21 protein-coding genes and 1 pseudogene are annotated in these 19,634 nt (G+C 64.7%); 15 read left to right on the top strand and 7 right to left on the bottom strand.

From position 1 onward, the window contains the following. Positions 1 to 24: 24 nt before the first annotated feature. Positions 25 to 1,584, top strand: coding sequence for a phospholipase D family protein (locus IAE34_RS04045; protein ID WP_200137568.1), 1,560 nt, complete (start codon positions 25 to 27; stop codon positions 1,582 to 1,584). 22 nt (positions 1,585 to 1,606) lie between these two features. On the opposite strand, the gene IAE34_RS04040 is transcribed toward IAE34_RS04045, so the two are convergent. Both IAE34_RS04040 and IAE34_RS04035 read right to left on the bottom strand, forming a co-directional pair. Further along, a complete protein-coding gene (locus tag IAE34_RS04040) occupies positions 1,607 to 2,746 on the bottom strand; it encodes an MFS transporter (protein ID WP_200137567.1) in 1,140 nt (379 codons plus the stop codon). A gap of 129 nt (positions 2,747 to 2,875) precedes the next feature. Then, positions 2,876 to 4,369, bottom strand: a complete 1,494-nt coding sequence (locus IAE34_RS04035) for an aldehyde dehydrogenase (protein WP_200137566.1) — start codon at positions 4,367 to 4,369, stop codon at positions 2,876 to 2,878. Positions 4,370 to 4,566: 197 nt separating this feature from the next. On the opposite strand from IAE34_RS04035, the gene IAE34_RS04030 reads away from it, so the two are divergent. From IAE34_RS04030 to IAE34_RS04020, 3 genes are all read left to right on the top strand, one after another. Next, positions 4,567 to 4,926: a cupin domain-containing protein gene (locus IAE34_RS04030; protein WP_200137565.1), complete on the top strand. Its 360-nt coding sequence runs from the start codon at positions 4,567 to 4,569 to the stop codon at positions 4,924 to 4,926. Positions 4,927 to 5,016: 90 nt separating this feature from the next. After that, a complete protein-coding gene (locus tag IAE34_RS04025; protein WP_200137564.1) occupies positions 5,017 to 5,298 on the top strand; it encodes a hypothetical protein in 282 nt (93 codons plus the stop codon). Between the two features lie 62 nt (positions 5,299 to 5,360). Continuing rightward, the gene (locus IAE34_RS04020; protein ID WP_200137563.1) at positions 5,361 to 5,561 is read left to right on the top strand and encodes a hypothetical protein; all 201 of its coding nucleotides are present in this window, start codon (positions 5,361 to 5,363) and stop codon (positions 5,559 to 5,561) included. A 70-nt stretch (positions 5,562 to 5,631) separates the two neighbouring features. Here the strand turns inward: IAE34_RS04020 and rpmG are convergent, their stop codons facing one another. After that, on the bottom strand, positions 5,632 to 5,787 hold the full coding sequence (gene rpmG / locus IAE34_RS04015) for a 50S ribosomal protein L33 (RefSeq protein WP_003253507.1): 156 nt from the start codon (positions 5,785 to 5,787) through the stop codon (positions 5,632 to 5,634). 10 nt (positions 5,788 to 5,797) lie between these two features. Then, entirely contained in the window at positions 5,798 to 6,034 is a 237-nt protein-coding gene (gene rpmB, locus IAE34_RS04010; protein ID WP_200137562.1) for a 50S ribosomal protein L28, read from the bottom strand. A gap of 369 nt (positions 6,035 to 6,403) precedes the next feature. Between rpmB and IAE34_RS04005 the strand changes: the two genes are divergently transcribed. Further along, positions 6,404 to 7,993: an ABC transporter substrate-binding protein gene (locus tag IAE34_RS04005; RefSeq protein ID WP_200137561.1), complete on the top strand. Its 1,590-nt coding sequence runs from the start codon at positions 6,404 to 6,406 to the stop codon at positions 7,991 to 7,993. 42 nt (positions 7,994 to 8,035) lie between these two features. Here the strand turns inward: IAE34_RS04005 and radC are convergent, their stop codons facing one another. Beyond that, the gene (gene radC, locus IAE34_RS04000; protein WP_200137560.1) at positions 8,036 to 8,716 is read right to left on the bottom strand and encodes a RadC family protein; all 681 of its coding nucleotides are present in this window, start codon (positions 8,714 to 8,716) and stop codon (positions 8,036 to 8,038) included. A 131-nt stretch (positions 8,717 to 8,847) separates the two neighbouring features. Here radC and coaBC point away from each other — a divergent pair, with 131 nt between their 5' ends. The 7 genes and pseudogenes from coaBC to IAE34_RS03965 all read left to right on the top strand — a co-directional run bounded on the left by coaBC (position 8,848) and on the right by IAE34_RS03965 (position 14,859). Further along, the gene (gene coaBC, locus IAE34_RS03995) at positions 8,848 to 10,059 is read left to right on the top strand and encodes a bifunctional phosphopantothenoylcysteine decarboxylase/phosphopantothenate--cysteine ligase CoaBC (protein WP_200137559.1); all 1,212 of its coding nucleotides are present in this window, start codon (positions 8,848 to 8,850) and stop codon (positions 10,057 to 10,059) included. Positions 10,060 to 10,064: 5 nt separating this feature from the next. Beyond that, positions 10,065 to 10,520 (top strand): dUTP diphosphatase, encoded by a 456-nt coding sequence (gene dut, locus IAE34_RS03990; RefSeq protein ID WP_200137558.1) that lies wholly within the window; start codon positions 10,065 to 10,067, stop codon positions 10,518 to 10,520. A 124-nt stretch (positions 10,521 to 10,644) separates the two neighbouring features. After that, positions 10,645 to 12,021: pseudogene (locus IAE34_RS03985) on the top strand (phosphomannomutase/phosphoglucomutase); the annotation flags it as partial. Positions 12,022 to 12,043: 22 nt separating this feature from the next. After that, a complete protein-coding gene (argB, locus tag IAE34_RS03980) occupies positions 12,044 to 12,949 on the top strand; it encodes an acetylglutamate kinase (protein ID WP_200137556.1) in 906 nt (301 codons plus the stop codon). Between the two features lie 155 nt (positions 12,950 to 13,104). Then, a complete protein-coding gene (locus IAE34_RS03975) occupies positions 13,105 to 13,785 on the top strand; it encodes a CsgG/HfaB family protein (protein ID WP_200137555.1) in 681 nt (226 codons plus the stop codon). A gap of 49 nt (positions 13,786 to 13,834) precedes the next feature. Next, positions 13,835 to 14,203 carry a DUF4810 domain-containing protein gene (locus tag IAE34_RS03970; protein WP_200137554.1) on the top strand — a complete coding sequence of 123 codons (369 nt, stop codon included), beginning with the start codon at positions 13,835 to 13,837 and terminating at the stop codon, positions 14,201 to 14,203. Further along, positions 14,200 to 14,859 carry a DUF799 domain-containing protein gene (locus IAE34_RS03965; protein WP_200137553.1) on the top strand — a complete coding sequence of 220 codons (660 nt, stop codon included), beginning with the start codon at positions 14,200 to 14,202 and terminating at the stop codon, positions 14,857 to 14,859. Before IAE34_RS03970 ends, IAE34_RS03965 begins: the two co-directional genes overlap by 4 nt. Before the next feature lie 91 nt (positions 14,860 to 14,950). Here IAE34_RS03965 and pyrE read toward each other — a convergent pair whose 3' ends face one another. Beyond that, entirely contained in the window at positions 14,951 to 15,592 is a 642-nt protein-coding gene (gene pyrE, locus IAE34_RS03960) for an orotate phosphoribosyltransferase (RefSeq protein WP_200137552.1), read from the bottom strand. 80 nt (positions 15,593 to 15,672) lie between these two features. Between pyrE and IAE34_RS03955 the strand changes: the two genes are divergently transcribed. Continuing rightward, positions 15,673 to 16,452, top strand: a complete 780-nt coding sequence (locus IAE34_RS03955) for an exodeoxyribonuclease III (RefSeq protein ID WP_200137551.1) — start codon at positions 15,673 to 15,675, stop codon at positions 16,450 to 16,452. Positions 16,453 to 16,487: 35 nt separating this feature from the next. On the opposite strand, the gene IAE34_RS03950 is transcribed toward IAE34_RS03955, so the two are convergent. Next, positions 16,488 to 16,889, bottom strand: a complete 402-nt coding sequence (locus IAE34_RS03950; RefSeq protein ID WP_200137550.1) for a GFA family protein — start codon at positions 16,887 to 16,889, stop codon at positions 16,488 to 16,490. A 262-nt stretch (positions 16,890 to 17,151) separates the two neighbouring features. On the opposite strand from IAE34_RS03950, the gene IAE34_RS03945 reads away from it, so the two are divergent. Together IAE34_RS03945 and IAE34_RS03940 are read left to right on the top strand one after the other, a co-directional pair. Next, complete coding sequence (locus tag IAE34_RS03945) at positions 17,152 to 18,459, top strand: CitMHS family transporter (RefSeq protein WP_200137549.1); 1,308 nt, start codon at positions 17,152 to 17,154, stop codon at positions 18,457 to 18,459. Positions 18,460 to 18,531: 72 nt separating this feature from the next. After that, the gene (locus tag IAE34_RS03940; RefSeq protein WP_200137548.1) at positions 18,532 to 19,302 is read left to right on the top strand and encodes a TerC family protein; all 771 of its coding nucleotides are present in this window, start codon (positions 18,532 to 18,534) and stop codon (positions 19,300 to 19,302) included. Positions 19,303 to 19,634: the final 332 nt, after the last annotated feature.

Below are 19,634 nucleotides of genomic sequence, written 5' to 3'. Positions count from 1 at the left end.
ACCGACCCGCCCACAGGACCACCCTTGACCTTCCAGCGAGCCCTGCCCCTGCTGCTGGCGCTACTGCTCGGCCTGCATGGCTGCGCCAGCGTCGACGCCCCGCGCGATGTCAGCCAGGCATTGCCGGCCAGCGACTCGGCCTTCGGTCGCTCGGTGCTGCGCCAGGCCGCGCCCTACGCCGGCCGCTCCGGCTTTCGCCTGCTGCCCAACAGCAGCGAGGCGTTCCGCGCCCGTGCCGAGCTGATCCGCCACGCCAGGACCAGCATCGACCTGCAGTACTACATCGTCCACGACGGCCTGAGCACGCGCGCCCTGGTGCATGAGCTGCTGCGAGCCGCCGACCGTGGTGTGAGGGTGCGCATCCTGCTCGACGACACCACCAGCGACGGCCTGGACAGCCTGATCGCCACCCTCGACGCCCATCCGCGCATCCAGATCCGCCTGTTCAACCCCTTGCACCTGGGCCGCAGCACCGGCCTCACCCGGGCCATGGGCCGGCTGTTCGACCTGTCGCTGCAGCACCGGCGCATGCACAATAAGCTGTTCCTGGTCGACGGTGCCATGGCCATCGTCGGTGGCCGCAACCTGGGTGACGAGTACTTCGACGCCGAACCCAACCTGAACTTCACCGACATCGACCTGCTGGGCGTGGGACCCGTGGCCGAACAGCTCGGGCACAGTTTCGATCAATACTGGAACAGCGCCCTGAGCCGGCCGATCGGCGATTTTCTCTGGCGCACGCCGGACGCCGACGACCTGCACGCCAGTCGCCAGCGTCTGGAGGTGTGGCTGGCCGAGGCCCGCGTGCAACGCAGGGCGCTGTACGATCGGCTGATGGCCTATCGGACCGAGCCGCGCCTGGACTTCTGGCGCAACGAACTGATCTGGGCCCACAGCCAGGCCCTGTGGGACGCCCCCAGCAAGGTGCTGTCCAGCGGCGACCCCGACCCCCAGTTGCTGATGACCCGGCAACTGGCACCGGACCTGGAGCAGGTGCACCGCGAGCTGATCCTGGTGTCGGCCTACTTCGTGCCAGGCAGAACAGGCCTGCTGTACCTCACAGGCCGCGCCGACGCCGGCGCTTCGGTGAAGTTGCTCACCAACTCCCTGGAGGCCACCGATGTGCCGGCGGTGCATGGCGGCTATGCACCCTATCGCCGCGCGCTGCTCGAGCACGGGGTGGAGCTGTTCGAGCTGCGCCGCCAGCCGGGCGACCCCAGTGCGGTGCGCGGCGCGCTGAGCTTCAAGGGACAGTCGGATTCGAGCCTGCACAGCAAGGCCATGGTCTTCGACCGGCAGAAGACCTTCATCGGCTCGTTCAATTTCGACCCGCGCTCGGTGCTGTGGAACACCGAGGTGGGGGTGCTGGTGGACAGCCCGGAACTGGCCGAGTACACCCGTGAACTGGCCGAGCAGGGCATGGCTCCGGCGCTGAGCTATCAGCCCAGGCTCAAGGACGGCAAGATGGTCTGGGTGACCGAAGACAATGGCCAGTTGCACACCTTGACCACCGAACCGGGCGATCTGTGGCGACGCTTCAACGCCTGGGTGGCCAAGGCCGTCGGCCTGGAGCGTATGCTCTAGGCGTGCGGGCCTGTGAAGCTCGTCAGGCGGCGCTCGGCTCGAAGGCGTCCGGGCGTCGCGTCAGCAGCACCAGCCCCAGAGCTCCGGCCGCCATCAGCCACAGCAGCGCGTGGCCGCTGACCCACTGGCTGCCGGCACCGGCCAGCAGCGGGCCGAGCAGGCAGCCCACGCCCCACAACTGCGCCACGTGGGCATTGGCCCGCACCAGGGCATCGTCCCGATAACGCTCGCCGATCAGGATCAGCGATAGCGTGAACAGGCCGCCTGCGCTCGCGCCGAACAGCACCCACAGCGGCCAGATCGCCGGCGTGTGCAGCAGCAGCGGAATGGCCAGGCTGGAACACAGCAGGCTGAGCGCACAGCCACTGAACAGGGCCTGCCGGGACAGGCGGTCGGCCAGCGCGCCAATCGGCAATTGCAGGACCGCATCGCCGACCACCACCGTGCTGACCATGAACAGCGCCACCTCGGCAGTGAAGCCTTGGCGCAGCACATAGACGGGCAACAGGGTGAGGATCATCGCCTCGAACCCGGCGAACAGAGCGATGGCCCAGGCGATCACCGGCAGGCGCCGACAGAAGCCCAGCAGATCGGCGAAGGTCACGCTGCATGCGTCGGTGGACGGCGCGCCGCTGCGACCGAACAGCAGCAGCGGCGCCACCAGCAACAGGCCCGTGGCAGCCCAGAAGCCGAAGTCGTCGTCCGAGCCGAGCGCACCGAGCACCAGCGGACCGGCCAGCTGACTCAGGGCATAGCTACTGCCATACAGCGCCACCAGACGGCCACGCCACTGCTCCACCACTAGTTGATTGATCCAGCTTTCACCCAGAATGAACACCACGGTCAGAGAGGTGCCGATCAGCAGGCGCAGGACCAACCAGAGCGGGTAGCTGGGCAGCACGGCGAGCAGCCCGACCGACAGCGCTCCGCCCCATAGGCACAGGCGCATCGTGGCCGGCACGCCGATCCATCCAGCCAGGCGACTGGCCAGGCTGGCCCCCAGCAGAACGCCGATCGCGGGCATCGCTGCCATCACCCCGATGGCGAAGCCGCCGTAGCCCCAGCTTTCCAGACGCAGGGACACCAGCGGCATGCTCACGCCCAGGGCGAGGCCGACGCTGAGCACTGCGGCAAGTACGGCGAAGTAGGTGCCCCAACGCATGGCGCCTCCTGAACAAGTGATAGACGATCACGCGCAAAGCGCCCCGGCGCACCCCGCCTGCTGCAAACGTCTGCGTGCAGCGACCGTGGTGCGCCAGGGCGCTTTACCCGCGAGGCAGGCGGCGAACGATCAGAGCTTGATCCAGGTCGCCTTCAGCTCGGTGTATTTTTCCAGCGCATGCAGCGACTTGTCGCGACCGTTGCCCGACTGCTTGAAGCCGCCGAACGGTGCGGTCATGTCGCCGCCATCGTACTGGTTCACCCACACGCTACCGGCGCGCACGGCGCGAGCGGTCTGGTGCGCCTTGGACAGGTCGGCGGTCCAGATCCCGGCCGCCAGGCCATAGGGCGTATCGTTGGCGATGGCCACGGCCTCTTCCGGGCTGTCGAAGGCGATCACCGACAGCACCGGGCCGAAGATCTCTTCCTGGGCGATCTTCATGGCGTTGGTGACGCCATCGAAGATGGTCGGCTCGACGTAGGTGCCACCGGTCTCCTCGAGGATGCGCTTGCCACCGGTCAGCAGGGTAGCACCGCCTTGCTGGCCGGATTCGATGTAGGACAGCACGGTGTTCATCTGCTGCGTATCCACCAGCGCACCGACCGTGGTCGCCGGGTCCAGCGGGTTGCCGGGCTTCCAGGCCTTGAGCGCCTCGACCACCATCGGCAGGAAGCGGTCCTTGATGGAGCGCTCGACCAGCAGACGCGAGCCTGCGGTGCACACCTCGCCCTGGTTGAAGGCGATGGCGCTGGCCGCGGCCTCGGCGGCGGCGTGCAGGTCCGGCGCATCGGCGAAGACGATGTTCGGGCTCTTGCCACCGGCTTCCAGCCAGATGCGCTTCATGTTCGATTCGCCCGCGTACACCATCAGTTGCTTGGCGACTCGGGTGGAGCCGGTGAACACCAGGGTGTCGACATCCATGTGCAGTGCCAGGGCCTTGCCGACGGTATGCCCATAGCCAGGCAGCACGTTGAGCACGCCCGCCGGAATGCCGGCCTCGATGGCCAGTTGCGCGATGCGCACGGCAGTCAGCGGCGATTTTTCCGACGGCTTGAGCACCACCGAGTTGCCGGTGGCGAGCGCCGGGCCGAGCTTCCAGCAGGCCATCATCAACGGGAAATTCCAGGGTACGATGGCACCGACCACGCCCACCGGCTCGCGGGTGACCAGCCCGAGCTGGTCGTGCGGGGTGGGCGCGACCTCGTCGTAGACCTTGTCGATGGCTTCAGCGGTCCACTGGATGGCGTTGGCCGCCCCCGGAATGTCGATGCCGGAGGAGTCGCCGATCGGCTTGCCCATGTCCAGGGTTTCCAGCAGCGCCAGCTCTTCGACGTGCTGGCGCAGCAGGCCCGCGAAACGGATCAGCGTGGCCTTGCGCTTGGCCGGTGGCAGCTGCGACCACACGCCAGAGGCGAAGGTGGCGCGCGCATTCTCCACGGCACGGTTGGCATCGGCCAGGTCGCAGCTGGCGACCTTGGCCAGGAAGCGTCCATCGACCGGGCTGAGGCAGTCGAAGGTGTCGCCCGAGGCGGCGTCGGTGTAGTGGCCGTCGATGAAGGCGCGGCCTTCGATCTTCAGTTGCTGGGCACGTTGTTCCCAGTCCGCACGCGTCAAGGTAGTCATACGAAACTCCTCCTCTTGTTGAAGTGCAGCCCCGCACCGAGGACTCACGGGCACTGTCGGGTATTCTGGCCGGGCGACGAGCGCACCCAGGCATCGAACACCCTAAACCAGGCGACTCGAACTATCAATATATTTGACACTAGCAGGCCAAAAGCCTACTGATGTTAATTTTATTAAACAACCCAGGGATCATCCGCATGAGCATCGACCACATCATCGACTTCTCCCACGCCCTGACCGAGGCCGAGCGCTACCGCCCGGCAGCGGAAAAGATTCTCAAGGGCGATCCGCACCAGACCCTGTACAACCACTATGCCAGCCCGTGCGGACAGTTCGCTGCCGGCGTCTGGGAAGGCGAGGTGGGCCAGTGGACGGTGAACTACACCGAACACGAGTACTGCGAGATCGTCCAGGGCGTGTCGGTACTGCGCGATCGGCACGGCAATGCCAAGACCTTGCGCGCCGGCGACCGCTTCGTGATACCGGCAGGCTTCCAGGGCACCTGGGAAGTGCTGGAGCCGTGCCGCAAGATCTATGCGATGTTCGAAGGTCGCTGACAGTGTGCAGGAGAACTATCTACCGCAAGGGTGCGAGGGACTGAGGCGAACATGGCTTGTCCATACCGGACACCTATTGGAGACAGCCTCATGTCTGACGACACCAGCGATACACGCAAGAGCCAGAGCGAACCGGGCATTGGCTGGCAGCCGCCCGAGCACTGGAACCCCTCGACCGACGATCAGGCGCTCGAAGCCATGCAGCGTTTCATGGGCATGCCTTACGAGCCGTCGATTCGCGACGAACTCCTGCGACTCACCGACCGCCCGGTCTATGGGCCTCATGATGCCAAGAGCCGAGACTTGAACCCTTTTCGCATCACGATTCAGACCGACGATCAGGACCTGATCACAGGTATCCAATTCGGCTGATTCGATCCTGACGGCCAACGACCTCATTACGCGCACATTCAACTGAACCGGGAGCATCCATCATGACCACCGACATTCTCAGCCCAGCCCGCCATGTGATCGGCACTCGCTACGTGGAAAGCGTCAAAGCCTACCTGCTGGAGCTGACCGGCCTGCACCTGGCCGCAGGCCCAGGCGATGTGACGACCATGGACATCAGGCAGGATCGCATCATCATCGACGCTGACGAAGCCGGCATCATCACCCAACTGCGCATCAGCTGATTCTGACCGGTAACACGCACAAAAAAACCCGCGGTCTTTCGACAGCGGGTTTTTTGTGGTCGCCGATCAATTACTTGATCTTGGCTTCCTTGTACACCACGTGCTTGCGGACGACCGGATCGTATTTCTTGATCTCGATCTTGTCCGGGGTGGTGCGCTTGTTCTTGTCGGTGGTGTAGAAGTGGCCAGTGCCAGCACTCGAAACCAGACGGATCAATTCACGCATGACGTTCTCCTTAGAACTTTTCGCCGCGAGCACGCAGCTCGGACAGCACGACGTCGATACCACGCTTGTCAATGACGCGCATGCCCTTGGCGGAAACGCGCAGACGCACGAAACGCTTCTCGGACTCGACCCAGAAACGGTGATGCTGCAGGTTCGGCAGGAAACGACGACGGGTTTTGTTGTTCGCGTGGGAAATGTTATTCCCGGTTACCGGACCCTTACCGGTAACTTGACAGACTCTCGACATGCCTCAGCCCTCTAAAACCACATGCCCAACCCGGCATGGGTTGGCCGCTTAATCTCTCAGTCTATGGCGCCAAGGCGCCGTGTTTCCGGGGGTCTTATCGGACCGGCTGGTAAAGCGACGGACACAGCCCCTAGAAAAGAGCGCTGCTTTATACCAGAAAGGGTCGGCCGCAACAATAGAAGATGCACATTGCCGAGCGGGCCGATCGCGCCGAGCCAGCATAGCGACAAGGGTTGCACGCTGTCGACCGCTCGTCGCCGCACGCGGTAAAAATCCGGTAGCCATTTGCGCAGCGGCACTCTAGGGTTAGAGCTTTTCCGCTTCCAGACTGCACTGGCAGATGGGCCACTGACCAGCCGAGGATCTAGCATGCGCGTCGCCGCCCTTACCGTCCTGTTCACTTCATTGCTCGCCACTGGCCTGGCCCAGGCAGCTCCGCTGGCGGTGTGCACCGAAGCCAGCCCCGAAGGCTTCGATGTGGTCCAGTACAACTCGCTGACCACCACCAACGCGTCGGCCGATGTGCTGATGAACCGCCTGGTGGAATTCGACGCCGGGCAAGGCAAGGTGGTGCCGAGCCTGGCGCAAGCCTGGCGCATCTCCGATGACGGGCTGACCTACGACTTCACCCTGCGCGACGGCGTGAAGTTTCACACCACCGAGTACTTCAAGCCCAGCCGGACGTTGGACGCCGACGACGTGCTGTTCAGCTTCCAGCGCATGCTCTACCCGGCCCACGCCTGGCACAAGACCGCGCCTGGCGGCTACCCCCATGCCCAGTCGCTGCAATTGGGCAGCCTGATCAAGTCGATCGACGCGCCCGACGCGCAGCACGTGCGCTTCACCCTCACGCACCCGGACGCCACCTTCCTGGCCACCCTGAGCATGGGCTTCGCCTCGATCTACTCGGCCGAATACGCCGACAAGCTGCTCAAGGCCGGCACGCCGGACAAGCTCAACAGCCAGCCGATCGGCACGGGGCCGTTCGTGTTCCAGCGCTTCCAGAAGGACGCGGTGGTGCGCTATCGCGCCAACCCGGACTATTTCGACGGCAAGCCTGCGGTGGATCCGCTGATCTTCGCCATCACCACCGACCCCAACGTGCGCCTGCAGAAGCTCAAGCGCAACGAGTGCCAGGTGGCCCTGTCGCCCAAGCCGCTGGACATCGCCGACGCAGCTGCGAACGACAAGCTCCAGGTCGCCTCGACGCCCGCGTTCATGACTGCGTTCGTGGCCCTGAACAGCGAGCATCCGCCCCTGGACAAGCCTGAGGTGCGTCAGGCGATCAACCTCGCCTTCGACAAGGCGGCCTACCTCAAGGCGGTGTTCGACGACACCGCGATCGCGGCCAATGGCCCCTACCCGCCCAACACCTGGAGTTACGCCAAGGACCTGCCGGGCTATGCGCTCGACCTGAACAAGGCCAAGGCGCTGCTGGCCAAGGCCGGCCTGGCCGATGGCTTCGACACCACGATCTGGACGCGCCCCACCGGCAGCCTGCTCAACCCCAATCCCAGCCTGGGCGCGCAGATGCTCCAGGCGGACCTGGCCAAGGTCGGCATCAAGGCGCAGATCCGCACCCTCGAATGGGGCGAGCTGATCCGCCGCGCCAAGGCCGGCGAGCACGACCTGCTGTTCATGGGCTGGGCCGGCGACAACGGCGACCCGGACAACTTCCTCACGCCGCAGTTTTCCTGTGCCGCGGTCACTTCCGGAACCAACTTCGCGCGGTTCTGCGACAACCGACTGGACCAGTTGATCAGCGCCGGCCGCACCACCAACGACCAGAGCGTGCGCAGCCGGCTGTATCAGCAGGCGCAGGCAGTGATCCAGCAGCAGGCGCTGTGGCTGCCGCTGGCCCATCCTACCGCGTCGGCCTTGCTGACCAAGGCAGTGCACGGCTATCAGGTGAGCCCGTTCGGACGGGTAGACTTCAGCAAGGTGTCGGTGCAGCGCTGATCGGCCTCGCTACGACCGCCCCTTGGCTTGCGTCTGAAAAGCCTAGGCGCCGATCCAACCTCGCTCGGCCATCGACAACGGCTCGCCGTCGCCGACGATCACATGGTCGAGCACGCGCACATCGATCAGCGCCAGGGCCTGCTTCAGGGTGCAGGTGAGGCGCACGTCGTCCTGGCTGGGCTCGGGGCTTCCGGAAGGGTGGTTGTGACAGATGATCAGGGCCGCCGCATTGTGCAGCAGCGATCGGCGCACCACCTCGCGCGGATAGATGCTCGCCCGGTCGATGGTGCCGCGGAAGAGGATTTCGAACGCGACCGGCCGGTGCTTGGTGTCCAGGAAAAGGCAACCGAACACCTCGCAGCGCTCGTGGCGCAGCATGGCCTTGAGGTAGCGCCTCACCGCCGCCGGATTCTCCAGTGCCGGGGTGCGCACGATGGTCTCGTCCAGGTAGCGTCTGCCAATTTCCAGCAGCGCCTGCAACTGCGCATACTTCACCGGCCCCATGCCCGGCTCGCGCAGCAGCGCGTGGCGGTCGCCCTCCAGAAAGGGCCGCAGCCCGCCGAACCGGCCGATCAGGCTGCGGGCCAGATCGACCACATTGCGTCCGGCCACGCCCGACCCCAGCAGCACGGCCAGCAGCTCGGCATCGGACAGCACCGCCGCACCTCGCGCCAGCAACTTTTCCCTGGGCCGCTCCTGCGCCGGCCATTCCCTGATGTTCATACCCCTCCTTGCGTGCTGCTGCGGTGGCTCCGAGCCCTGTGTTAATCTAGTTCGCCTCGTTGAATGCGACGTTCTGCCGCAGGCATGTTCACTTTTTTCGTCGCCCGCTTTCACTGGAATAAGGCAAGCCTATGCAGCGGCTGTATCGCAAGCGCATCGTTCTCGGCGTGGGTGGCGGCATTGCCGCCTACAAGAGCGCCGAGCTGATCCGCCGACTCCTGGAACACGGCGCACAGGTGCGCGTGGTCATGACCCGCGGCGGTGCCGAGTTCATCACTCCACTGACCCTGCAGGCGCTCTCCGGTCACCCGGTGCATCTGGACCTGCTCGATCCGGCCGCAGAAGCGGCCATGGGCCACATCGAACTGGCCAAATGGGCCGACCTGGTGCTCATCGCCCCGGCCACCGCCGACCTCATGGCGCGCCTGGCCCAAGGCATGGCCGACGACCTGCTGACCACCTTGGTGCTGGCCACCGATGCCACCGTCGCCGTGGCGCCGGCCATGAACCAGGCCATGTGGCGCGATCCAGCGACCCAGGACAACCTGGCGCTGCTCCAGCGCCGGGGCATCCAGGTCTTCGGCCCGGCCTCCGGCAGCCAGGCCTGTGGCGACGTCGGCCTGGGCCGCATGCTCGAGGCCACCGACCTGGCCTGGTGCGCTGCCGAAAGCTTCAAGCGCCAGGCGCTGACTGGCAAGCACGTGCTGATCACCGCCGGCCCGACCCAGGAAAACATCGATCCGGTGCGCTACATCACCAATCATAGCTCCGGAAAGATGGGCTTCGCCCTGGCCGAGGCGGCCGCCGAAGCGGGGGCTCGGGTGACCCTCGTCACCGGTCCCGTGCACCTGCCCACCCCGGACCGGGTCCAGCGCATCGACGTGGTGAGCGCGCGGGACATGCTCGCGGCCTGTGAAACGGCCATGCCATGCGACCTGTTCATCGCCTCGGCGGCGGTGGCGGACTACCGCCCGGAAGTGGTCGCCCCGCAGAAGCTCAAGAAAGACCCTACGACCGGCGACGGCATGCTGCTGCAGATGGTGCGCAATCCGGATATCCTTGCCACCCTGGCCGGTCGTGCCGATCGACCGTTCAGCGTCGGCTTCGCCGCCGAGACCGAACACCTGCTCGATTACGCCACGCGCAAGCTCAAGGACAAGAACCTCGACCTGATCGTCGCCAACGATGTGGCCAACCCCAGCATCGGCTTCAACAGCGAGGAGAACGCCTTGACCGTGATCGATCGCCAGCAGCACCAGACCCTCTTCGCGCAGACCAGCAAAGGCAAGATCGCCCGGCAACTGGTCGCCTTCATCGCCGAACGGCTCAATCAGGTTCAATGAGTTACATGCACGCCCTACAAGCCAAGATCCTCGACCCACGCCTGGGTAGCGAATTCCCCCTCCCGCAGTACGCCACGCCCGGCTCGGCCGGCCTGGACCTGCGCGCCCTGCTGCAACAGGACACCGTTCTGGAGCCCGGCCAGACCCTGCTCATCCCCACCGGCCTGTCGATCTACATCGCCGACCCGGGCCTGGCGGCCATGGTGCTGCCGCGCTCGGGCCTGGGCCACAAGCATGGCGTCGTGCTGGGCAACCTGGTGGGCCTGATCGACTCGGACTACCAGGGCGAACTGATGGTCTCGTGCTGGAACCGAGGCGACACGCCCTTCACCCTCACCGTGGGCGAGCGCATCGCGCAACTGATCCTGGTGCCGGTGGTGCAGGCGCAGTTCGAAATCGTCGAGGCCTTCGACGAAACCCAGCGCGGCACCGGCGGATTCGGTCATTCCGGCACCCGCTGAGACGAACGCTGGCGCCTGGGATGGTGAACTCTCGGGTCTAAGCACCGTCCAAGCGTTCTGTTTTCGCCTACCCAGTAGCCTCAGCCCTTTGGAGTACCCTGAGATGAGCGACATGGCCCAATTGGTCCCCGCCCTGCCGGACAGCATTTTCCGCGCCTATGACATCCGCGGCATCGTCGGCAAGACACTGCACGCCGAGACCGCCTACTGGATCGGTCGCGCCATCGGCGCCCAGACCCTGGCCCAGGGCGAACCGAACATTTCCGTAGGCCGCGACGGCCGCCTGTCCGGCCCGATGCTGGTCGAGCGACTGATCCAGGGTCTGGCCGATGCCGGCTGCCAGGTCAGCGACGTCGGCCTGGTGCCCACCCCTGCCCTCTACTACGCCGCCAACGTGCTGGCCGGCACCTCCGGGGTGATGCTCACCGGCAGCCATAACCCTTCGGACTACAACGGCTTCAAGATCGTCATCGCTGGCGATACCTTGGCCAACGAACAGATCCAGGCCCTGCTGACGCGCCTGAAGGACAACGACCTGACCCAGGCCGAAGGCCGCATCGAGCGGGTCGAGATCCTCGATCGCTACTTCCAGCAGGTCGTCGGCGACGTCAAGCTGGCGCGAAAGCTCAAGGTGGTGGTCGACTGCGGCAACGGCGCGGCGGGCGTCATCGCCCCGCGCCTGATCCAGGCCCTGGGCTGCGAGGTGATCCCGCTGTTCTGCGAGGTCGACGGCCACTTTCCCAACCATCATCCCGATCCGGGCAAGCCTGAAAACCTGCAGGATCTGATCGCCAAGGTGCGCGAGACCGGCGCCGACATCGGCCTGGCCTTCGACGGCGACGGCGACCGCGTCGGCGTGGTGACCAACACCGGCAACATCGTCTACCCCGATCGCCTGCTGATGCTGTTCGCCCAGGACGTGCTGTCGCGCAACCCCAACGCCGAGATCATCTTCGACGTCAAGTGTACCCGCCGCCTCACCCCGCTGATCGAGCACCACGGCGGTCGTGCCCTGATGTGGAAGACCGGTCATTCGTTGATCAAGAAGAAGATGAAGCTCACCGGCTCGCTGCTGGCTGGCGAGATGAGCGGACACATCTTCATCAAGGAACGCTGGTACGGTTTCGACGACGGCATCTACAGCGCCGCACGCCTGCTGGAGATCCTCAGCAAGGCCGACCAGGATGCCGAAAGCCTGTTCGCCGCGTTCCCGAACGATATTTCCACGCCGGAAATCAATATCGATGTGACCGACGAGGGTAAATTCAGCATCATTGATGCACTGCAACGCGATGCCGACTGGGGCGCGGCCGACCTGACCACCATCGACGGTGTGCGAGTCGACTACCCTCACGGCTGGGGCCTGGTCCGCGCCTCCAATACCACCCCGGTGCTGGTGCTGCGCTTCGAGGCCGACAGTGAGGCAGAGCTGGACCGAATCAAGGCTGTATTCCGCGAGCAGTTGCTCAAGGTCGACCCCGGCCTGCAGCTGCCGTTCTGACTTTCACGCACTGGAGCCCTGCATGACCCTCGATCGCGATGCCGCTTCCCATGTAGCCGAGGTTTTGTCCGAAGCGCTGCCCTATATCCGCCGCTTCGTCGGCAAGACGCTGGTGATCAAGTACGGCGGCAACGCGATGGAGAGCGAAGAGCTCAAGACCGGATTCGCCCGTGACATCGTGCTGATGAAGGCGGTGGGCATCAACCCGGTGGTGGTGCATGGCGGCGGCCCGCAGATCGGCGACCTGCTCAAGCGCCTGTCGATCGAGAGCCACTTCATCGACGGCATGCGCGTCACCGACTCGGCGACCATGGACGTGGTCGAGATGGTGCTGGGCGGCCAGGTCAACAAGGACATCGTCAACCTGATCAACCGTCACGGCGGCAGCGCCATCGGCCTGACCGGCAAGGACGCCGAGCTGATCCGCGCGAAGAAGCTCACCGTGAGCCGCCAGACGCCGGAAATGACCACCGCCGAGATCATCGACATCGGTCACGTCGGCGAAGTGGTGGGGGTCAATACCGAGCTGCTGAACATGCTGGTACGCGGCGACTTCATCCCGGTGATCGCACCGATCGGCGTGGGCGCCAACGGCGAGTCCTACAACATCAACGCCGACCTGGTGGCCGGTAAGGTGGCCGAAGCGCTGAAGGCCGAAAAACTGATGCTGCTGACCAACATCGCCGGCCTGATGGACAAGCAGGGCCAGGTGCTCACCGGCCTGACCACCGAGCAGGTCAACGAGCTGATCGCCGACGGCACCATCTACGGCGGCATGCTGCCGAAGATCAAGTGCGCACTGGAAGCGGTGCAAGGCGGCGTCAACAGCTCGCATATCATCGATGGTCGCGTGCCCAATGCCGTGTTGCTGGAGATCTTCACCGACAGCGGCGTCGGCACCCTGATCACCAATCGCAAGCGCGCCTGACCCCTCCCCGCCTTCAGCAAAACGCTGGCATGCCTGCATGCCAGCGCCTGGAGCGACGCATTTCACGCTTCTGAATTTTCCCTCCTGACGGCCGGAACAACGTGGCAGAATGCACGCCCGTTGCAAAAAGTTACCGTTCATCTGGAGAAATACGCGTGAAATACGCATCACAAGGACTCGTGCTGGCGGCCGCCGTCGCGCTCGGGTCCCTCGCAGGCTGCGCCACCGAAACCTCGACCGCCGTGGCCGTGCAACAGGTCGAAAGCGTCAACCGCCCCTACAGCGGGGTGCGCACACCCATCGCCGTCGGCAAGTTCGACAACCGTTCCAGCTACATGCGCGGCATTTTCTCGGACGGCGTAGACCGTCTGGGCGGCCAGGCCAAGACCATCCTGATCACCCACTTGCAGCAGACCAACCGGTTCAATGTGCTGGACCGCGACAACCTGGGCGAAATCCAGCAGGAAGCGACCCTCAAGGGCCTGCAGCAGCAGCTCAAGGGCGCCGACTTCGTCGTCACCGGCGATGTCACCGAGTTCGGCCGCAAGGAAGTCGGCGATCATCAGCTGTTTGGCATTCTCGGCCGCGGCAAGACCCAGATCGCCTATGCCAAGGTGGCGCTGAACATCGTCAACATCAGCACCTCCGAGGTGGTCTATTCGAGCCAGGGCGCCGGCGAGTACGCCCTCTCGAACCGCGAGATCATCGGCTTCGGCGGCACCGCCAGCTACGATTCGACGCTCAACGGCAAGGTCCTGGACCTGGCCATGCGCGAAGCGGTGAACAAGCTGGTCAACGCCGTCGACAGCGGCCAGTGGAAGCCCCAGGCGCGCTGATCCGGCGCACCTGCTCGAAGACCCGTTACACGACAAGGAAAGCACATCCATGAGCATCACCCGCTCGGCCTGGCGCACTGGCGCCGGCCTGCTGCTGGCCGGCGCCCTGCTGGCCGGCTGCAATTCGCCCAAACCGCTGTACCAATGGGAAAGCTACCAGCCCCAGGTCCGCGAATATTTCAACGACCAGTCCAAGGAAGAACAGGCGATCGCGCTGGAGCGCGACCTGGAGAAGATCAAGGCCAAGAACGGCGCCGTGCCGCCGGGCTACCACGCGCAGCTGGGCCTGCTCTACTCGAGCCTGGGCAAGGACGACCAGATGATCCAGCAGTTCCAGACGGAAAAGGCGCTGTTCCCTGAGTCGGCGGCCTACATGGACTTCCTGATGAAGAACGCCGCGCAAGGAGCCAAGCCATGATCAAGCGCCTGACCCAACTGCTCGTCGGCGCCTGCGTCCTGGCCCTGTTCGCCGGGTGTGCCGAGCGCAAGGCCACCGACTATGCCGCGTTCAAGCAGAGCCGCCCCAAGTCGATCCTGATCGTGCCGCCGCTGAACAACTCGCCGGATGTGAAGGCCAGCTACAGCATGCTGTCGCAGGTCACCTACCCGCTGGCCGAGGCAGGCTACTACGTGATGCCCGTGGCGCTGGTCGCCGAGACCTTCCGCCAGAACGGCATGACCACCCCGGCCGACATCCATGAGCTGCCGACCGCCAAGCTGCGCGAGATCTTCGGTGCCGACGCCGGGCTGTACGTGACCGTCAGCGACTACGGCACCCGCTACATGATCCTGAGCAGCGCGACCATCGTCACCGCCAGCGCCAAGCTGGTCGACCTCAAGACCGGCACCACCCTGTGGACCGGCACCGCCTCGGCGTCCAGCGAAGAAGGCCGGCAGAACCAGGGCGGGTTGATCGGCATGCTGGTCACCGCGGCGGTGAACCAGATCATCTCCAGCGTGCAAGACGACGCGGGCTACCCGATCGCCGGTATCACCAGCGCCCGCCTGCTCTCGCCAAACCCCAATGGCGGGCTGCTCTACGGCCCTCGCTCGCCCAAGTACGGCACCGACTGAACTGCGCGGGCCTCGCGCGACAGCCTCGGTTCAGGCGATAAAAAAGGCGGCCTTCTCACGAAGGTCGCCTTTGCTTTGACCCTGGACCGGGTCAGATGCCGTACTGCGCCCGATACGCCTCGACCGCCGGCAGGTGCTGCTTGAGCTGCGGGTCGTCGGCGAGGAATTCCAGTACCTGGGTCAGCGAGACGATGCTGACCACCGGCACGCCGAAGTCACGCTCCACTTCCTGGATCGCCGACAGCTCGCCGTTGCCACGCTCTTCGCGGTTCAGCGCGATCAGCACGCCCGCCGCCCGCGCCTGCTGGGCCTGGATGATCTGCATGACCTCGCGGATGGCAGTGCCTGCGGTGATCACGTCGTCGATGATCAGCACCTCGCCAGCCAGCGGTGCGCCGACCAGGCTGCCGCCTTCACCGTGATCCTTGGCCTCCTTGCGGTTGAAGCACCAGGGCACGTCCAGGCCATGTTGCTCGGCCAGCGCCACCGCCGTGGCGGCCGCCAGGGGAATGCCCTTGTAGGCAGGGCCGAACAGCACGTCGAAAGGGATCGTGCTGTCGACGATGGCGGCGGCGTAGCAACGCCCGAGCTGGGCCAGTGCCGAGCCACTGTTGAACAGGCCGGCATTGAAGAAGTACGGGCTGGTACGCCCCGATTTCAGGGTGAATTCACCGAAGCGCAGCACGCCCCGATCGATGGCAAAACGGATGAAGTCGCGCTGATACGGCTGCATGAAAAGTCCCGGACACCACGGATTTAGCTAAATGAGTTGAGCTCGGGTATCATACACGCACGAGATTTTTGGGGCCATTTATGCGGATCATCAGTGTGAACGTGAATGGCATTCAGGCTGCGGCCGAGCGTGGTTTGCTCAGCTGGTTGCAAGCCCAGAATGCCGACGTCATCTGCCTTCAGGATACCCGCGCCTCGGCCTTTGAACTCGACGACCCAGCTTTCCAGCTCGATGGCTATTTCCTTTATGCCTGCGACGCGGAGGTGCCCACCCAAGGTGGCGTGGCACTCTACTCGCGGATGCAGCCCAAGGCAGTCATCACCGGCCTGGGCTTCGAGACAGCCGACCGTTACGGACGTTACCTGCAGGCCGATTTCGACAAGGTGAGCATCGCCAGCCTGTTGCTGCCTTCGGGCATGAACGGCGATGAAGACTTGAACCAGAAATTCAAGTTGATGGACGACTTCGCCAAGTACCTGGACAAGCAGCGTCGCAAGCGTCGCGAGTACATCTACTGTGGCTCGCTGTACGTCGCGCAGCAGAAGCTGGACATCAAGAACTGGCGCGACAGCCAGCAGTCGCCTGGCTTCCTGCCGCCCGAGCGGGCCTGGATGGACGCGATCATCGGCGAAATGGGCTATGTCGATGCCCTGCGCGAAGTCAGCCGCGAAGGCGACCAGTTCAGCTGGTGGCCGGACAACGAACAGGCCGAGATGCTCAACCTCGGCTATCGCTTCGACTACCAGATCCTCACCCAGGGCCTGCGTCGTTGCGTGCGCCAGGCGCGCCTGCCCCGTCAGCCACGCTTCTCCCAGCACGCACCGCTGATCGTCGACTACGACTGGACGCTGACCATCTGAACCGTACGGGGCCTCTGACCAGGCCCCGTCCGCGTTCACAACTGCTCCCGTTCCTCGCTCGGCAACTGCTCGTCCAGATGCAGCCACGGCAGGCGACTGCCCGTCCAGATGTGCCGGTTGGCGCGCACCTGCTCCGGCCTGTCCATGGTGGCGACCGTCACGTCGATGCTCGCCTCGCTGTGCGTGGTCTGCAGCGCCACGTGCGCACCACACCGGCCACAGAACCAGCGCGTGCAGCTGGCCGGCGCCACATAGCGTTGCGGCTGGCCTGCCAGCCAGCTGAAGGCGGTTCGCGGTACGGTGACCCAGGTCACCACCAGGCCGCCACTGACCCGCCGACAAATGGAACAATGGCAGTGGGCGACATCGCCCAGATCCCCCTCCAGCCGATAGCGCAGGGCGCCGCAGTGGCACCCACCTTCCATCACCTCATGCATCGTCACGACCTCCGGTCAATTGCTCGGCAGCGAAAGCTGGCTGAAAGCTTTCGCCCCTAGGATAGCCCCACCACCGGCGACAAGACCGGTCAGCCAAGGTGTGCGCAAACAGGCCGCCTGGCTCAACCAACAACAACAATGGTGATTTCCGATGCTGTCCTGTGCCCTTCTCTTCGCTGTACCCCCTCCCGTACTCCGACCACAGCGCCCGCTGCGCTGATCCGTCCGACATCTTTCGCCGCACACCGTCTGGAGTACCGTCATGCTGACCTTCCTCGGCTTCGCCATGGTCATCACTTTCATGTACCTGATCATGACCAAGCGCCTGTCGGCCTTGATCGCCCTGATCCTGGTACCGATCCTGTTCGCCCTGTTCGGCGGTTTCGCCGCCAAGATCGGGCCCATGATGCTCGAAGGCATCAGCAAGCTGGCGCCCACCGGCGTGATGCTGATGTTCGCCATTCTCTATTTCGCCCTGATGATCGACTCCGGCCTGTTCGACCCGGCCGTGCGCCAGATCCTCAAGCTGGTCAAGGGCGACCCGCTGAAAGTCTCGGTGGGCACCGCCGTGCTGGCCCTGGTGGTGTCGCTCGACGGTGACGGCGCCACCACCTACATGATCTGCTGCGCGGCCATGCTGCCGCTGTACAGCCGCCTGGGCATGAGCCCGCGCATCATGGCCGGCCTGATCATCCTCGCCGGCGGGGTGATGAACATGACCCCCTGGGGCGGCCCCACCGCCCGCGCCGCCAGCGCCCTGCACGTCGACCCGTCGGACATCTTCGTGCCGATGATCCCGGCCATGGCCTTCGGCGTACTGGCGATCCTGGTCATCGCCTACCTGTACGGCAAGCGCGAACGTGCCCGCCTGGGCGAGCTGCACCTGCCCACCGACGACATCGACCACAGCGACATCAGCGTCTCGCAGTTCCCCGAGGCGCGCCGCCCCAAGCTGATCTGGTTCAACGGCGCCCTCACCGCCGCGCTGATGGTCGCGTTGATCGCCGGGCTGTTGCCGCTGCCGGTGCTGTTCATGATCGCGTTCAGCATCGCCATGATCGTCAACTACCCCTGCCTACAGCAGCAGAAGGACCGCATCGCGGCCCACGCCGGCAGCGTCCTGGCGGTGACCGGGCTGATCTTCGCTGCCGGGATCTTCACCGGGATCCTCTCCGGCACCGGCATGGTCGACGCCATGTCCAAGAGCCTGCTGGCAGTGATTCCCGACGCCATGGGCCCCTACCTGGCGACGATCACGGCGATCGTCAGCATGCCGTTCACCTTCTTCATGTCCAATGACGCCTTCTACTATGGCGTGCTGCCGGTACTGGCCGAAGCGGCCGCCCATTACGGCATCACCCCGGTGGAAATGGCCCGCGCCTCGATCGTCGGCCAGCCGGTACACCTGCTCAGCCCCCTGGTGCCCTCCACCTACCTGCTGGTGGCCCTGGCAGGGATCGAGTTCGGCGACCACCAGCGCTTTACCCTCAAGTGGGCAGTGCTGGTATGCCTGTGCATAATGTTCGCAGCCCTGCTCATGGGAGTTTTCCCGCTGTTCAGCAGTCTCTGATACAAGCGCATCACCTCACCGCGAAGCCTGCCGAATCGGAGGGCTTCGCCTCCACCGCTCGAAGGAATACACATGGAATGGCTGACCAGCCCAGAAATCTGGGTTGCCTTTTTCACCCTCACCGCACTCGAGATCGTGCTCGGGATCGACAACATCATCATGATCTCGATCCTGGTCAGCCGCATGCCCAAGCACATGCAGCCGCGCACACGCATCTTCGGCCTGGCCCTGGCGATGGTCACCCGGATCATGTTGCTGCTGTCGATCACCTGGGTGATGCGCCTGACCGACGACCTGTTCGTCATCCTCGGCGAAGGCATTTCCGGTCGCGACCTGATCCTGTTCTTCGGCGGTCTGTTCTTGCTGTGGAAAAGCTCCCAGGAGATCTACCACGGGCTCGAGGGTGAGGAAGAAGGCAGCGAAGAGCCCAAAGGCGGTGGCGGCAAGTTCTTCTACACCATCATTCAGATCGCCATCATCGACATCGTGTTCTCGCTGGATTCGGTGATCACCGCCGTCGGCATGGTGTCCCACGTGCCGGTGATGATCGCTGCGATCATCGTCGCGGTACTGGTGATGATGCTCTGCGCCGGCACCATCAGCGATTTCATCGACAAGCACCCATCGCTGAAGATGCTCGCGTTGTCGTTCCTGATCGTGGTGGGCACGGTGCTGATCGCCGAATCCTTCGACGTGCATGTGCCCAAGGGCTACGTGTACTTCGCCATGGCCTTCTCGCTGGCCGTCGAGGCAATCAACATTCGCATGCGCACCGCCATGGCGCGCAAGGAAGGCAAGGAGCCCGACGCGGTGAAGCTGCGCAAGGACGTGCCGGGTCAGTGAGCTGACGCCGCTGTACAGTGCGCTTGCAGGCGTGGCGAACCACCGCGCCTGCAGCGGCCCGGCCTGAAAGCCGGGGACACGCCCGCGCCCTCCTGTAGCCCTGCAAAACTCCTGCGAAATTGCCGATCGACAGGAATTTCCACTCTCTGGCACCTATCCATGCCATCGCGCTTGCCCCCGCCAGACTCGATGCCGAAGATAGACGCTGCTCGCATGACAGAATTGTTTCAAACCGACACCCTCCGTGCGAAGCTGGTTACCTTGCTGCATAACACACCCAAGCGTTCAGTGAACCCCATCCGATCGCCCACCCCGGGCCGGGCTCACGGCTT

The organism is Pseudomonas sp. S30, from assembly GCF_016518545.1.
Classification (GTDB): Bacteria; Pseudomonadota; Gammaproteobacteria; order Pseudomonadales; family Pseudomonadaceae; genus Aquipseudomonas.
This window is presented reverse-complemented; position numbering and strand designations above follow the sequence as displayed.